Source organism: Planctomycetia bacterium, assembly GCA_016795155.1.
Lineage (GTDB): Bacteria > Planctomycetota > Planctomycetia > Gemmatales > HRBIN36 > JAEUIE01.
Genome location: JAEUIE010000044.1, coordinates 274,533 through 289,765, shown reverse-complemented (window position 1 = coordinate 289,765; position 15,233 = coordinate 274,533). Strand labels below are relative to the sequence as shown.

The following is a 15,233-nucleotide window of genomic DNA, read 5'->3' as shown; positions in this document are numbered from 1 at the left end:
CATCAGTTGGCTACATCAATTTCGACGCTTACGGGTTCGCTATGAACGACGCGATGACATCCACGAAGCGTTCATGCTACTCGGGTGCATCGTCATCTGCGGCTATTTCCTCTAATGTTCTTTTTGTTAGATGCTCTTAGTGAATTGGCACGCTCGTTATCATTTAAGGTTGGCTTCAGTAGAAGGTAATGGTTAATATCAGGAGTTAAAAACGCTGGACTAAAAAATGTCTATCAAAAGTATTGAATCAGTTAGGGTACTGTGCGCTTACCTTCTCATTCTGACGCCAGGGTTTCTTACTGCAGGCATAATGGGTCTTTCGGTCTCGATCGGACACAAAGGACCTAAGGCGCCTCTTGTTTTCATTCCGGTTGCATTTTACATCACTACGATGATTTATCCCGGTATCTACCTTGTCTGCTCTCTTTTTGCATATGTGATGTTAAGTGTGAAGTGGTTGAAAACAGCTTTTATTTTCCAGGTAGCTCCGATAGCCATTCCTGTTTCCTTGTTCCTGCTAATGTTAGTATTACCGGGTCGTTTCTTTGTTGATCCTCCACTCGATGTAACCCAAGAAGAAAAGTACGAGTTCAAGGAGTTTCAAGGGACGATTTGGAGAACCAAAACTAGAGTGGTACTCGCAGACATAACCGATAGGCAGGATCGTACAGAAATCATCATGTTGGCCCCGTGTTCATTTGATCGAAACCATCCGGAATATTCGCCACCATATCACTTGACTGTTATTAAAGAAATTCCAATCGGCACCAAGATTCGCATCAATCGACTTCTGGAAACTTTCGGAAATGCAGGAGGATTAGACGTGGAGGGAACAATTGATGATGGAACAACCTTCCAATTGTGTCACCGTTTTTTGAATAAGAACAAGTTCATTTATCGATACTGGGACAAAAAGGATGTTATTAGCAAATGGGGCGTGAATCAGGAACTTCTTGAAAGCGTTGAATAATCATCAACTTGAGTTTGTACCACCGTAAAAAGTGACTTCAGAACTAAAATCATGCCGTAAAAGTAACTGTGCGGTGAATTGGCACGGTTAGCGTGCGTACACGCAAACCGTGGCACCCGATCCGCGTGAGTTCATATTGAGAGTAGATCGACAACGGCTTGGTGTCCGTTTGCTTTTGCCAGGTCCGTTGCGGTTTGGCCGGTGCCATTCAACAGTTGGGGATTTACACCTGCTCGCAAGAGTAACTTCACAATCTCAACGTGACCTTTGCTTGCAGCTTCATGCAATGCACTCGTTTGGCCATCCATGAAGTTGGCCAGTGTGGGGTCACGTCTCAATTGACGTTCGACCAGCTCCAGAAATCCCCAGTTGGCAGGCGTGCAGATTCCAAATGATTTTGGAATGCAACTCAAATTGTCATCGCGTGCAGTCGCATCGCATCCTGCCTGCAGCATCTCATTTATCACATCAGTATTGCAGCCAAAGTAGGCCCAGTGCAACAAGGTTCCACCCATGTAAGCTCGGAACGCCAGATCGGGCTGGCGCGTCAGGAGAAAACGCACGATCTCCAACTGACCATTGCGGCATGCCATGTAGAGTGCATCGGCAACCTGTTCACTTGGTGAAATTGGCGGGCAGGGAAGTCGGTTACCTTGCTGGTCAAACCTGGTGCTGCCGGTAACTACGGAGTCAGGTTGCAATTGGCCTTGGTCGTCGAAGCAGAGCTTCACCAGTTCCAGCGACCCCATGCCTGCTGCGGTGAACAGATCTGGCTTGATTCCAGCGTGAACCATTGCTTTGGCGAACGACAAAGCATGACAGGTAACTGCCCACGAAAGTGGTGTATGCCCCGTTTCTCCGAAACGTGCCCGCGGATCAGCTCCCATGGTCAGCAGGAGCAATCCAATCCTGGCATCATCATATTCCGCGGCAATGTGTAATGGTGATTGGCCATCCTTTTCGCGGCCATGCACCAGGTCAGGCTTCTGCCTGAGCAGCGCTTCCACCTTTTCAAGCTCACCCTTTTGTATGGCTTCGAACAGACTGGCCAGATCAGGATCGTCGGCAGCTGGAGGAGGAGCGTTTAACAAAAAAAACCAACCCTTCTCCCTCAAGGGGAGTGGGGAGAAAACGAGGTTATTTCAGATTGGATCCAGTGATCTGCTGGTAATACCTTTCGATCAGTGGACGCCAGGGTGTATTGGGATCGGTTTGAGAGATAGCCTGTTCAAAATATTTTGCAGCCAGTAGTGGCTTGCCAGCTTCGAGAAGTAAGAGACCTGCTGCAACCTGCTGGTCAGCGATGCCTAGTGAATCAGATGCAGACTGCTGTGCCAGCATGGAGCCACCCAACATACTGCCTACGCTTTGTGTGCTGGTGCCATACAGGCTGACCATGCCGGCATTAAGTCCAGACTGCAAAGCAGAATCGTTCATGAATTTAGCCAGGGCAATACGATGTTCTGCTGCTTTCTCCGGCCGACCCAGGCACCACTCGCCCAGACATACCCGGTAATGATATTCAGATGGCCCCAGGGCTTTTACGATTTCAGGTGAACGGTTAAGGAACTCTTCCAGGACAACATCATGCTGTCCGAGCATGAAATAAATCTGGCAGGCAAGCACAGCAGCTTCGGCATTCTTCACTCCCGACTGGATCAGTTCCTGTAGAGCGAGTTGTGGCAAACCGAGCCGCATGGCCATTCCGGCACGATTAAGTACGTCTTTTTCGAGGTTGCCATCGCGTGGTGCCCAGCCCGATTCATGGACGGCTTTCTGCCAGCCTGTCTGTTGTTGCTGGACTTCTTTTTCGAGTTCGAGTGGGGAAAAACCAAATTCCTTTTTGCAGTCGTCACTTAGCCGTCGGTAGAGGCCTTCCGCATCGTCAGGCCGTTGTCTGGTCACCAGCGTACGCAAATACAAGCAATGTTCCAGAGCGGCGTCGAGAGCACCGGCGCTGCGGTAGGCGCGTGCCAGTTGCAGATTGGTCAGAATGGAACTGGGCAATCGAGCTTCGAGAGTTGCGAGTGCTGTCTGTCGCAGTGCAAACAACTGCAACGGTTCGCGGTATCGCGCAGCCAGCGGTGTGTATTCCTGCTCGTACTGGGTCATCAGGGAAATTGCCTGCAGGTATTGAGTCCAGACTTCTGCTCGCTGGAACAGCGTGGCATCAGCGGGTAAATCAGCCATTGCCTGCCTGGCCGATTGCAAGCTCAGGAATAATGGCGAGGCTGATCGCTGTCTGTTACTGAACCAGACTTGTATTGGAGGCAACATGTTTATTGGGTTGGCGATACGAAGTCCAAGATTGCCAACGATACTGAATAGTGACTCGATTCTGGCTAGTTCATTGCCGATAAGCTCACTCATTTCAGATTGTGTGTAATAAATATGCCAGGCAGATTCATCGAGTGCGGCAGGTCTGCGAGAAGCGTCACCCAGCAGAAAATGCGATAAGGTACCGAATGGCGCTTTGGTTTCTGCCTTGCTGGTGCTTGTGGTATTCTGTCTGAAAACCTGGTTGCCTGGGACATACTCCAGTGCCTGAAGCTTGGTCCAATGCTGCGAGCCTGTCCAAGCCAGTGCAAAGAGTTGCCCGTTTTGCAATTGCAAAGGCTTCCAGACAGGCAGGTTGTTGCGGTCGCGCTCGCTGAGCAAGGCACGAGTCAGTTCATTCTGGAAACCACGTTTCTTGACGATCAAATAGCTGATGTCGTATTTCTTGAAGATGCCCTGCCAGAGTTCCTGCCGGGAAAACACTTTGCTGAGGTTGCTGCCATCGGGTTTCAAGGGATCTGACAACACACCGGCTATGGCATCATTGGCAGCAAGAAAATCGCTGACGGTGGCAGTGGTATGAACTTCATGGCGACGATCGAGGAAATGCCTGCTGCCCGGGTTGTACCAGATATCATAACCCACCACATCGGTCCAGTCGTAATGAAACGGCCTGCCAGCTAACTGATAGGTTCGTCGCCAGAGTTCCAGTTTTTCGCAGGCTTGCTGTATTGCAGAGTCAGAACGGAATGCCAATCCAAACGCTCCGCGTGGATGTATATGACCCAGAGAGGAGGGTGATACATCGGGTGTCGGAATCAGATGAAGCAGGCAGATGATCTGAATGGCCAAGCCGAGTACCAGGCACAATAGTTGTTTTCCAAGTATGGCAAGTCGATTCATCCACGGGGTCGGCAAAGCACCACCTTGAAAATGGAGCACTGCCAGTGTCATGCCTGCGACAGCGAGAAAGCCTGCCAATCGGCTTTGCCAGGCTCCCAGTATCACGAACAGCAAGGCAACCAGGCAACTGGCCCACGACCACCGGCCACGCAGCATGAAAAGCGATGCAAGAATCAGAATGAAGAACGGGTAGTAGGCCCATTCTGAAAGCGACAGGCTCTTAGGATAAAACGCAGGCAGTAATGGTGCTTCGTTAGCTATCGAATTCAGAGTATCGGCACGCACATGATCAAAGAACTCATTGTCCCACGGAGAAGTGAACAACCTTAGCTGTTCCGCCATACGCAGTTTGGGATTATTTGCCTTTTGCTCCACAAAGCGATTGTGGAGTTCTGTTGCAGTGGGTGGATAAAGCCAGGTTGGTATCTGCAGGAATGCATGAATATGAAATGGGGAAACACAGCAGGCAGCTAAGCTGAGAAGAGTTGCTATCGTCAAGGCTTTGCATTGAGCTTTTCCGACGGTTGACTGCTGCAGCCAACTGCCAATGCACCAAATGATGACAACGGCAAGTCCGAGGAAAAACCATCCATCGAGATTCACCCATAGAAGAAACAGGATAGGCAATATCCAGTACCACCGGTTGGCAGTCAGTCGATGCAAGGCAGCAAGTCGGTTGCCAGGTTGTTTGGTCAATGCGACAAGAGTAACACCCAGCAAGACCAGGCTGAAAAGTTCCGTTCGGAAATAGAGACGTTGTGAAAGTACCAGGACGCCCAGGAATACAGCCAGCACTGTCCAGAATCGTGGTACAGATTGGGAGCCGGAGTTCATAATCAGCCAGACCAGCCATGCGACCAGTAGTGCCCGTACCAGAACCAGCAAAGGTCCGCCACCAGTCTGGTAGAGCAGATAAATGATGACATCACCCAGCCAGCCTGTGTGATACCACGGCGCGTCGATTCCTTCTGCGTAGCCGTAGGGATCCTTGCCCCACGGGAAGTTGGTTGGCTGAGAATTTTCGCCAGCTTCAGGGGATACAATCAATCGACCGGTCTGCAAGCTGAAGAAGATATCGGGATCGCTGATGGGAAAGCAAGAGAGCACAAAAGCCATCAGCACGCAGAGCCATAGCAACAGCCGGTAATGTGACTGGTTATAACTTGTCAGTAATTCTGGGGTAAGCGGTGCGCTGCCGGAATCACTTTCGGAATGAGCAAGGTTTGAACTGGATGGTGGAAGTGGCGTGACAGTTCCTGACTTGACTGGACTGGATTTAGGTTGAGGAGCAGCCATGAAGGACCTGTAGCTGATGAAAGGAAACTGCACTTACGTTACTAAGTAAGCCCCATAGTAACCATGCGGTGAATTGGCATGGTTAGCGTGAGTACACGCAAACCATGGCACCCACTGCATGCCATGTATCTATACTACGTTCAGCGTAGGGTACCTGTCTGATGGGGTCAATAAGGGCAGGGAAGTCTGCAGAGGAAAGGGCGGTGTTGAGAACAGAGCAGAAGCAATCTGAGGTGATAGCCTGCCAGTTGGATAGGCTGACTATCACCCATGAAAGCTCGGACGCCCCCCTCACGAGTTGCGGTTATCATCGTCGGCACAACTCATGAACCGGGCATCATGCCCTCATGAGTATTTGCATCATGATTGGATACGGTGCAAGTGAACTGGTTAAAAATGGATGGAAAACAGCTTTCCACAAGCGATTTTACAGCAAGACAACACTCAATCGGGCAATTCCACTGCTTCGCCTCCATCAATGGAAAAGATGGAAGGCATCATGGCATTGGCAGAATAGCTGAGAAAACGTACGGATCCGTCTGCGAACAGAAAATTGGCGCCGAGCCCATGCAGACTCCACAGATGAAATCGATCGCAGGGGTTATCCAACCTTCCTGGGCCAAGATACGTTTTTACGATGCAATCTTCCGGGCAGCTATTTTGGTTAAGAAGAAACTTGAGTGCATCTGGTCCCAAATCCATCTTGGAGTGTGGTCCCTCGCAGCGAAAAGGATTACCGCTATAATAAAATGCAGTATACCAGCTACCAGCATAAACATTTCCATCGGGAGGTGGGCGTTCGCTGACCATGGCGGTATTGCTGACACCATCTTTAATTAATGAAAACGACTGTTTACTCATACCGAGCGGCGCAGTTAAAAACTGAGGACCTGCTATTACTTGCAAAGGACCAAGTTTCTGTACTTGTAACACGCCGAGATAAGAGGTGTAGCCAACTTCCAGTCCGTTAGGATACACGCGTGGTGCATAGAGACGAGTATCGGTAGGACATACATAAAGGGGGATCACCTTCGCCAGCCCCGTGTGTCTTGGATCAGAACTGGTGTCTCGGGATATTTCCAGGTCTTGAATCGCCTTCGCAAAAACAGCATCCTGCTCGATGTCGGGGAGCATATGCACTAACCAGCCCAGCAAATCCTGCCGGTTGGCAGGTGAAGTAGAAGTATCCGGCAAAGAAAATTGCCCATGCGATGCTTGTCGATTATGGAAAGCGATCCCCATCTGCTTCATATTGGATTTACATTTCAGAATATCGGCTGCACGACGCACTTTCTGCACCGCTGGCAGGGCAAGCGCGATGAGAATCAGTATGATCGCCACGACAACGATAACTTCAACAAGAGTAATGGCTTTTCTCATCGCCGACCTTTCGGTTGCAGGATGAGTTTAACCTTCATGGTGATTACGTTACCACTTTCTGCTTTCCTGCAATCAAAGTGGAGAATGTGCTCCTGAGGCTCATCGCTACTGTAATCTTCACCTAAGGTTATTTGCATTTGATGTGCTTGAGATGGAACCTCATCATTTTGAGAGGTGACCTGGACCATTTTCGGTGAAGTTACTTTACTCACGAAAAACAGGCTTCCATCGCTCGCAGAAAGTCGTACGGTTGCCTTGTATTGGAGACCACTTTCCGTCGTTTTAGGGAGCAGTATCACTGTTGGGAAAGCTACGATCTCTTCTTGAATGATTCCATGGACTGGCAAGTTAAGTTCGCCAGTTGGCTTTTCAGTGAAAAGCAATTGAACTATTGAGTTGATCTCACCAGCTGTGCTAGTGTCTATCGAAACTTCTATCAAGCCTGACAGATGATCATTCCTTGGGTCGATATCCTTATTTGCCTTTTCGACAGTCGGCAGCAATCTCACCGTTATCCTTCGATCATTACTCACAGCTTGCTGAAGGCGTAGTGTTTTGGAATCAGGGTGACGAACCTCGATCGTTTTAGATATTTTTTCACCCTTGTTTACTTTGCCAAAGAGTAGTGAAGAGGGCTGAGTGTAAGGCCCTGCACGAATCTTGGAAATAGATACTTGAATCTGCTTCCTGGGAAACTGTGGATCATTCGTTCGCAAGTCGAGGATATGTTGCCGGGGTTGGCCTGAGAGTCCAGTGGCAGTCACTTGAATGTAAAAGGTTCGCGATGATCCAGCATCCACTACCGCCTTTTCCAGTAAGGAAAGAACATTATTTTCCTTGACGCAAAGACCAGAGCAGGCACAACTGGACCTTTGATCATCCAGCACAAGATCGCTGTTTCCATTGTTCGTAATAGTCAGAGGTGATACGATCTTCTCGCCAAGATCCCGCTCACCGAGATTGACAACATCGACTAAAGATAGCTTTGGCGCTGTACTCTCGACGGTGTATGCACGAAAACGGCTCAGCACGAATATAATAATTGGAAACAGGATAAGAAAAATCAGGAGTATATTTTTGGAAAAGTAGTTCCGCATCACGTTAGCCCTTGGAACTTGACAGCCGATTCACCAGGAAGGTGTATACAAAATACCCGATAGAGATCGCAACAACACCTAGAAGCACATAAACAATCCATGGCCAACTCTGCGACTCGGCAGAGGTATCGTAGACTACTTTTTTAGGCACAGTGTCACTTGGCTTAGCCTTGATATCCGTATTCTCCAGCGGCTTGGAATTATGGTTTATCGGAACTTCTTTTGAGATTATGGAACCATTTTCATCGTAATTGTACATAGTCCCTCTGATCAAATCTCTCACCTTGACTCCTCTTGGATATCTAATTGTTAAATCATGATTGTTGATAGGCTTATTGCATTGCAAGTTCTTGAAAGTTACTAATATTTTCCCATGACGCTCCTCTTTGACCGACCAATCATAAACTAGCCTTTGTGGAAAATAAATTCCCGAAGCCACTTCTTGAAAAGATGGAATATGATAATGCAGTAAGACATGAGGATAAGTAGAACCGACCGAATAGTATTTTATATTATTGATCAGGTAGTTCTTCGTCGGGTTAAACTCAATATTAATATCCCATCGTTCGTTAGTATCCTTGGGATTAGAATATGACATTTTGAGAACAAGCCGTTTTATGCCTTCGCTAGTAGTTTCGCGAACCGTGACATTTTGCGATTCACTAACGAGTTCACTTAGTGAAATCGGCTCGAGCTTTCCAGGACGTCTAACTATGAGGAGGGCATAGAACCATGCATCACATTCCGTGAGTATTTCTAGTCTGGAGTCGAATATACCTACGGTGTAATTTCCATTAGCGAACATGAGGCGTTTTGTTATCCCGTTGATAGAAAGACTTTCAATTTTTCGCCCTGGTACTAGATTCTTTTCGATAGCTTTTGCTGAAGTCCCCGACCTGACATAAGCGCCACTTCCCTTGTAGATTTTTTCCTTATTATGCTGTTCTATTTCCATATCACACTGCAATGTACTAATTGACTGCAATGCTGCAGTGTGCATGGTCAATAACGAATTGACATCCATTTCGCTTGGTAATAGCAATGTCGATAGGATGATGAGGCACACAGAATTCTCCTGAATTGCTGCTGGCACGTAGCATATAAGTGATCAGCAATATTAAGAGTCTGTTGAATAAAAAGGAAAGATGTTGCAGGGTTACGCTTGTACTCATGCATTTGGATGCTCAACCATTGAGTTTCGCGCATCCAGCATGGTCATCCCGAGTACCGGATAACCCTCCCACAGTTTATTCAACAGGCTGATAAATCCTTTTAATGCCTGAACTTAACACAGCATCAACATTGAAACAAGCACCCAAGTGTGAAACACCACCGATAGTACCCGTATGTCTGATGCTTTTGGATTGTAGGTTATGCTTTCCGTCACATGAGGTGTCTTGTGGAGCTATTCAGGCCTGAATCGTAGTTGCGATCGGTGTAATCGGTGTGAACGGCCTTGTTTCGGATGATTTTTCCGTCTAAGTGGTGAACTCCGTTGAAGCTTTTCTTGCAAAGAGAGGGAACCCGGTTAGAATCGAGAAGGTGGCGGAAATGTACCGGTACATTTTCGTAGGAACGTGCATTGCCACATGGGGCCAGGCGAACCGTCTGGGAGGCTGACATGTCACAAGACTTTTACAGTTTGGAAGATGCAGCCAAGAAGCTGGGGCTGACGACGCAGGAATTGAATGCGATGGCTCAACATCGCGAAATCCGTGCTTTTGCAGACCGTGGAACCTGGCGGTTTAAAGTCTCCGACGTTGATGAATTAGCCACGCGACGTGGTTTAGTGAGCAATCCCAATTTCCGTCTTTCTGATCCGGATCTTCAGGGTGCTCCCTCCGATATATTTGCAGGAGAACGCGCTGAAATTCAAAAAGATACCAAAGGCAAGCCCAGTGCAGGAGGGGATACCGGAAAAGTAGACCTCGGTGCACTGGCGGGCGACGAAGATTCTGGCGTTCCCTCATCGTCTTCCTTTGTTTTTGGCAATAAGCCAGCCAAGAGTGATAAACTGGGGCCGGCCACTCCAATGAGCTTTGATGATGAAAGCTCGGTTCCACTGGGGCGAGAACCATTGGGTGGAACTAGCGGCGACAGCCGAGTTCGGCTCGATAGCCCGTCCGGTCGTCTGCCCGATATGGGTGTGCACCTGGTTGATTTCGATATGAAGCCGATCAGTGATCCGCCATCTTCCCGCAAACTGGTTCCTCCACCTATCCCTGCCGGTTCAGGCAAACTGCCCACAGGCGGGTCAGGCAAACTGCCTACCGGTTCGGGTAAGATCAAGCCACCTAAAGGCGACACCGGCAAACTCAAACCACCATCCAAGCCTGGCATTAATACCAGCAGTGAGTTTGAACTGAATCCCGTAGCACCCGGGCCGAACGACAGCATTTTTGATTTTACGACTCCCTCGATGGATAACATCGATCTTGATCTGGCTGCCAAGCAGCGAGACATTGTCGATCTGGGTGGTGCAGTGCAGACTCCTGCACAGGGTGGTTCGATGCGAGCCAAGTTGCCACCTGTTCCAGACGAATCCAGCACGTTTGAACTCAACCTGGAACCAGCCAGTAGTGAAGAACTGGCAGTGATGCCTTACACACCTCGCCCGGATGGTGGTCCGAAAGATACATCATCTGAATTCGATTTGTCTCTGCAGGTACCGGAAGATTCCAGCAGCGACTTTGATCTGAGTGCTGATTCCTCCAGTGGCAACATGTCTGCACTGGATTCTTCGCCTGATTCGAGTGGTTCATCGACGGCTCGCATTCCTAGCGAAGAAGTCATGGTTACGGAAGATTCAGACTTCGAATTGGCACTGGATGATGATGCAGCCATCGTCGATGAAACCGGCAGTGAAGTAGTGGTTATCGATGAAGATGATGCTACCACTGACATGGCAGCCGCTAGTGCCGCCTCGGCACGAGGTCGTCGTCAGCAACTGGCAGGCGATGATGAAGAGGCTGTTGTGGAAGTGGCAGATGAAGAAGTGTATGCTGGTGCACCTGCCCGTGCAGCAGAATGGGGTTGGGTCAGCCTGGTGCACCTGCCAACCGCGTTGATCATGATCTTTACCGGATTCCTTCTCTTTGAAATGGTACGCAGCATTGCTGGGTACGAGACCAAGAGTGCCGTCACGGGAGCAGTGTTTGAACTGGTGAAGAAGATAACCAACTGATAGGCAACATACTACTATACCCGCAGGTGTGAGCACATAACCCTGCGGGTTCATTCTTTCCATGCCCATGATCTGGCTGACCTTTATTACCGGCCTGCTGATTTTTGCACTGGGGGCTGGGGCCAGGTTCGTCATACCCATTCCGGAATGGCAGGCACTCATCCCACTCGTGTTAGGGCTCGGCTACTTGACGTTGGCTGAAGGCATGCGCAGCCAGATAAAACGACGTCGGTTATTTCACTTTGCAGCACTACTCTGGACGCTGCTCACCCTGGCGGTGACGGTGCCCCTGGCAAGTCTCATGCTTGCCATCTGGAAGAACGAACCAGCAGTCTATGATGGAAGACCCGTTCGACATGAACTGGTTTCTGAATACGCCTGTGTTTTTCTCGTAGCGCTACTTTATCTGGTCTGGTCGGGTGCGTTGTTTCTACGCAAGCAGAAAACTAAAGAGTAGACTCCTGAATTGGCATGGCAGAACCTGAAAAGGCTCCGAGGTTCTGCTTCAGTCGGGCAGCTTCTGCAATCACTGAGGCACACCCTAACTCACCCAAACGGGAAGAATTCAACATCATATCGTAAATCACGTTATCTCGCGCTGACTTGCGGAAATGAGCATCCAGCATGCCCGCCCGCTGCTTATCCTGCCGTTGTATAAAATCCAGTGCCTGATCACGTGTGAGACGATGAATCTGCCTGATCCAGGTGACACGGTCTTCCAGAGGTGCCAGGATGCGTACATGCATGACACACTGTGCAGGAAGTAATGCACCAGCACCGCGTCCCACAATCACTGCTTTACCTTTAGCTGCAATAGCCAGGATGACCTGAGCCATGTCCTGTTCTTTGGCGTCCTTGATCAGCCGGTTTTCCTGCTGCAGCATCGCGAAATTCTCACCGACCCATTCGCGTGCTTCAGGAGTCAATTGGGTGAATATTTCATCTTCCAGTCGACTGCCTTGGGCGAGGTAATGTAGCAGTTCCTGATCGTAGTAGGACCATCCCAGTTTCTTGCTGACCCGTTTGCCAATACTGGCACCACGTGCACCGGTTTCCCGGCTGATGGCAATGGTAATTGCTGGTGGATGGAACACCTGCACCAGCGAGCGATCCCCGGCATCACCGTGACGGGGAATGGAATGAGTTCCTGACCGTTCATTCAAGTTGTGTATCGAGGTAGACATGGCAAGCTCAAGTCAAATCGTGGAATTCTTTTCGGGAGAACCGCCAGGCTCCGAGGGCCAATAGCAGTATCGTGATCAATATCAGCACACTTAGTGCTACCACACCGGGTACGGGTAGCACCAGACTGTTTCGAGTTGGATCGATCCCCAGCATTCCATTGGCTGTTGCCCAACTGGTACTTCCCGCCCAATCATACGACATACAGCGGGTATAGAAAGACAAGCTTCCTCTTTTTAACAAACCCGGCATTGATCCAACTAATCCTTCCAACAGGAAAGCATACGTCATTCCCATCACGGTGGAGCGACGAAACACGGCACCAAAGAGCATAAAAAGCGCCAGGTAGGCAATACTACCCATCATTACGCAAGGCCATAGAGCTGATACAACTTCGATACCTGGCCAAGTGACGTCTGGACGCAAGTTGCCAGCTTCCAGAATTTCAGGCAACAGAAAAGGTGCGCTGAATGGCCCCATTTCGGTTAGCCTTTGAGCCAGGGATTGGTTCCAGTTTAAATCAACAGACCGGGAACCTGCTGCAAAACCAGCGAGCCAGAATCCACCCAGGGTGGTTGCCAATGTCCAGGGCAGGGCAGCGGTAAATTTGGCTAAATAGATCAAGGAACGAGGAATCGGTCGAGTTAGAACCCAGACTAGGCTTCGTTCTTCCCATTCACCACCCAACGCCTGCGTTCCAAAGCACAAACACATCAAAGGCAACAGAAGATTCAGATAAACTCCGGGGATATTGTCCCGGCCAACGATCAGATCACGGGTAAAGTTGGAAACGTTCCAGCCGGGTCTGCCGAAACTGGCGTTGACTGTTGCAACGACAACGATGATTCCCGCTAGTAGAAATATCAGCAGAAATGCGGTGAGCGTCTGGAGAGATCGCCCTTGTCGCCAGAAGGAGAGTTTAACCAGATACCACCAAGCATGCCACATGAGGTTAACGTAGAAATTCGACTGCAGAAGTGGTTAGATGTTGCTCATCAAGATGATTATGCAGCTTGGAATCCTTGTTTCTTCAACTCCGAAAACAACTCGTTTTCATTGGGAAATGATCGAGTAGCTTTCTTGGAATGAATCAGAATGCCATTGACTTCAACTTCAAAAACTCCACCTCCCGAGGGTATCAACTTCAGTTGTTGAATGTTCTGTCGGTAGGTATTTAGTAAAGAGGTCGCCAAACTGACGGCCTGTGGCGTGTAATTTCACATCATGCAGAACGTGATCGAAACGTTCATGTCAGCCTCCCAATTTGCGAATTTGCTATTGTGTGGTGCTTGTTCTCAGCATGAAGTTGATTTACCAAATCAGAACGGAAATCCCATAGGGAGCTTGGGAATGGATTACGCTGAGGAGCGAATATTTTACTGATTTCAGTTATTATCAAAATTTACTTGCATCTGTGTTTTCATGTATTTATCATCACCTGAGCTTCACTTTAAGCAAGGTGTGCATCATGCGTAACATCGTTTTGGTTGTGTTGATTCTGTTCTGTCTGCCTGCTATTGCTTACTCACAGTGCGGCTGTGGAAGTAATAGTGGCCCCTGTGGTTCTAATGGCGGTTGTAATTGTGGTTGTGGAGGTGGCAGCGCGCCACCGGAGTTTGGTTCCAATCTGCCTTTCAATGGCTTTGGTGTGAAGATGCATTCGCGCGTCCCGCTTTCTGTCATGAATGCCGATCCCAATACCCTGGGTAGCGCCATCTGGGGTTGGACTGATGCTACTGCTCCCGGTGGTCCCCGGAACTACGCACTATTTGGACTCAATAACGGTACATCCTTTGTCGATGTGACGAATCCTGCCAACCCTGTCTATGTTGGTAGATTGCCATCTGCGACAGGAACCTCAGTATGGAGAGAACTCAAAACTTATCAGAATTATGCTTACGTTATTTCCGATGGCAATGGGAACCATGGCATGCAGGTATTTGATCTGACCAACCTGCGTAATTACAGTGGCACGCCTATTACGTTCAGTGCGAATACACGTTACTTCGCAGGTAATAATGCAGGGGCATTCAGCAATGCTCATACCATACATATCAACGAAGATACCGGTTACGCGTATGTGTTCGGAACAAGTACACACAGTGGGGGAGTGCATGTTGTCAACATTAATAATCCCCTGGCTCCAACGTTTGCAGGCGGATACTCAGCAGCTGGATATGTACATGATGGACAATCGGTTGTCTATCAAGGTCCTGATACTCGATTCACCGGTCAGGAAATTCTCTTTGGAGCCAATTCAAGATCATCAGCTAACGTAGCTGATGATATGGTGCAGATTCTCAACGTAAGCAATAAATCGAATATCGTACAATTGGGACAAACAACTCATCCCAATGCCCGTTACACGCACCAGGGATGGTTGACGGAAGATCATCGGTATTTTGTTGTCAATGACGAGCTGGACGAGTACTACGATCAAAGTGTCACTAAGTCTCACATCTACGATGTTTCGAACCTGACCAATCCTGTCTACAGGGGTTCATTTACATTTCCAAACAATAGCAAAGTGATTGATCATAATCTGTTTATCAAAGGTGATCTTATCTTTGCCTCAAATTACGTGATGGGACTGCGAGTTCTTCGTATGGGCGACCTGGGAGCACCAGGTGGTCCGGAAATTGAAGAGATTGCATGGTTCGATACTTATCCCGCCGACGATGCCGAGAAGAGTTTCAATGGCCTTTGGGGTAATTATCCATTCTTTGATAATGGAATTATCATCGCAGGTGACAGACAGAATGGATTGTTTGTTCTGGAACTTGACCTGGCTGCTGTACCTGAGCCTGGCACGTATGCCCTGATCGCCACCGGTGCACTGGCTGGCCTGGGATTCTATCGTTATCGCCGCAAGGCAGCGAAGAAAGTACTGGAACAGTCTGTAGAAGAACCTGCTTAGTACTTCAAAATGCCAAGAAACCCCTAC

Annotated in this window: 13 protein-coding genes; 5 read left to right on the top strand and 8 right to left on the bottom strand. The window is 48.9% G+C overall.

Translation table 11 applies throughout. The annotated features are described in order from the left end of the window. Together JNJ77_16040 and JNJ77_16035 are read left to right on the top strand one after the other, a co-directional pair. On the top strand, nt 1-115 hold a 115-nt coding region (locus tag JNJ77_16040), incomplete at its 5' end, for an IS5/IS1182 family transposase (protein MBL8824097.1). Between the two features lie 111 nt (nt 116-226). Further along, a complete protein-coding gene (locus tag JNJ77_16035; GenBank protein MBL8824096.1) occupies nt 227-970 on the top strand; it encodes a hypothetical protein in 744 nt (247 codons plus the stop codon). 131 nt (nt 971-1,101) lie between these two features. On the opposite strand, the gene JNJ77_16030 is transcribed toward JNJ77_16035, so the two are convergent. The 5 genes from JNJ77_16030 to JNJ77_16010 form a co-directional block, all read right to left on the bottom strand. Next, nucleotides 1,102-2,061, bottom strand: a complete 960-nt coding sequence (locus tag JNJ77_16030) for an ankyrin repeat domain-containing protein (protein MBL8824095.1) — start codon at nt 2,059-2,061, stop codon at nt 1,102-1,104. Nucleotides 2,062-2,107: 46 nt separating this feature from the next. Continuing rightward, nucleotides 2,108-5,446 (bottom strand): hypothetical protein, encoded by a 3,339-nt coding sequence (locus JNJ77_16025; protein ID MBL8824094.1) that lies wholly within the window; start codon nt 5,444-5,446, stop codon nt 2,108-2,110. A gap of 444 nt (nt 5,447-5,890) precedes the next feature. Further along, nucleotides 5,891-6,826 (bottom strand): DUF1559 domain-containing protein, encoded by a 936-nt coding sequence (locus tag JNJ77_16020; protein MBL8824093.1) that lies wholly within the window; start codon nt 6,824-6,826, stop codon nt 5,891-5,893. Continuing rightward, nucleotides 6,823-7,923 carry a hypothetical protein gene (locus JNJ77_16015; GenBank protein MBL8824092.1) on the bottom strand — a complete coding sequence of 367 codons (1,101 nt, stop codon included), beginning with the start codon at nt 7,921-7,923 and terminating at the stop codon, nt 6,823-6,825. Before JNJ77_16015 ends, JNJ77_16020 begins: the two co-directional genes overlap by 4 nt. A 4-nt stretch (nt 7,924-7,927) precedes the next feature. Then, nucleotides 7,928-8,989: a hypothetical protein gene (locus JNJ77_16010; GenBank protein ID MBL8824091.1), complete on the bottom strand. Its 1,062-nt coding sequence runs from the start codon at nt 8,987-8,989 to the stop codon at nt 7,928-7,930. A gap of 555 nt (nt 8,990-9,544) precedes the next feature. Here JNJ77_16010 and JNJ77_16005 point away from each other — a divergent pair. Together JNJ77_16005 and JNJ77_16000 are read left to right on the top strand one after the other, a co-directional pair. Continuing rightward, nucleotides 9,545-11,107, top strand: a complete 1,563-nt coding sequence (locus tag JNJ77_16005) for a helix-turn-helix domain-containing protein (GenBank protein MBL8824090.1) — start codon at nt 9,545-9,547, stop codon at nt 11,105-11,107. Nucleotides 11,108-11,168: 61 nt separating this feature from the next. Further along, complete coding sequence (locus JNJ77_16000; GenBank protein ID MBL8824089.1) at nt 11,169-11,564, top strand: hypothetical protein; 396 nt, start codon at nt 11,169-11,171, stop codon at nt 11,562-11,564. On the opposite strand, the gene JNJ77_15995 is transcribed toward JNJ77_16000, so the two are convergent. From JNJ77_15995 to JNJ77_15985, 3 genes are read right to left on the bottom strand one after another with little or no spacing between them, the layout of a single operon-like run. Further along, a complete protein-coding gene (locus JNJ77_15995; protein ID MBL8824088.1) occupies nt 11,554-12,291 on the bottom strand; it encodes a cytidylate kinase-like family protein in 738 nt (245 codons plus the stop codon). The genes JNJ77_16000 and JNJ77_15995 overlap by 11 nt on opposite strands. Before the next feature lie 7 nt (nt 12,292-12,298). Next, nucleotides 12,299-13,237: an ABC transporter permease subunit gene (locus tag JNJ77_15990; protein MBL8824087.1), complete on the bottom strand. Its 939-nt coding sequence runs from the start codon at nt 13,235-13,237 to the stop codon at nt 12,299-12,301. A gap of 56 nt (nt 13,238-13,293) precedes the next feature. Beyond that, nucleotides 13,294-13,482, bottom strand: a complete 189-nt coding sequence (locus JNJ77_15985) for an Rdx family protein (GenBank protein ID MBL8824086.1) — start codon at nt 13,480-13,482, stop codon at nt 13,294-13,296. Between the two features lie 275 nt (nt 13,483-13,757). Here JNJ77_15985 and JNJ77_15980 point away from each other — a divergent pair, with 275 nt between their 5' ends. Further along, a complete protein-coding gene (locus JNJ77_15980) occupies nt 13,758-15,206 on the top strand; it encodes a choice-of-anchor B family protein (GenBank protein ID MBL8824085.1) in 1,449 nt (482 codons plus the stop codon). The last annotated feature ends 27 nt before the right edge of the window (nt 15,207-15,233 follow it).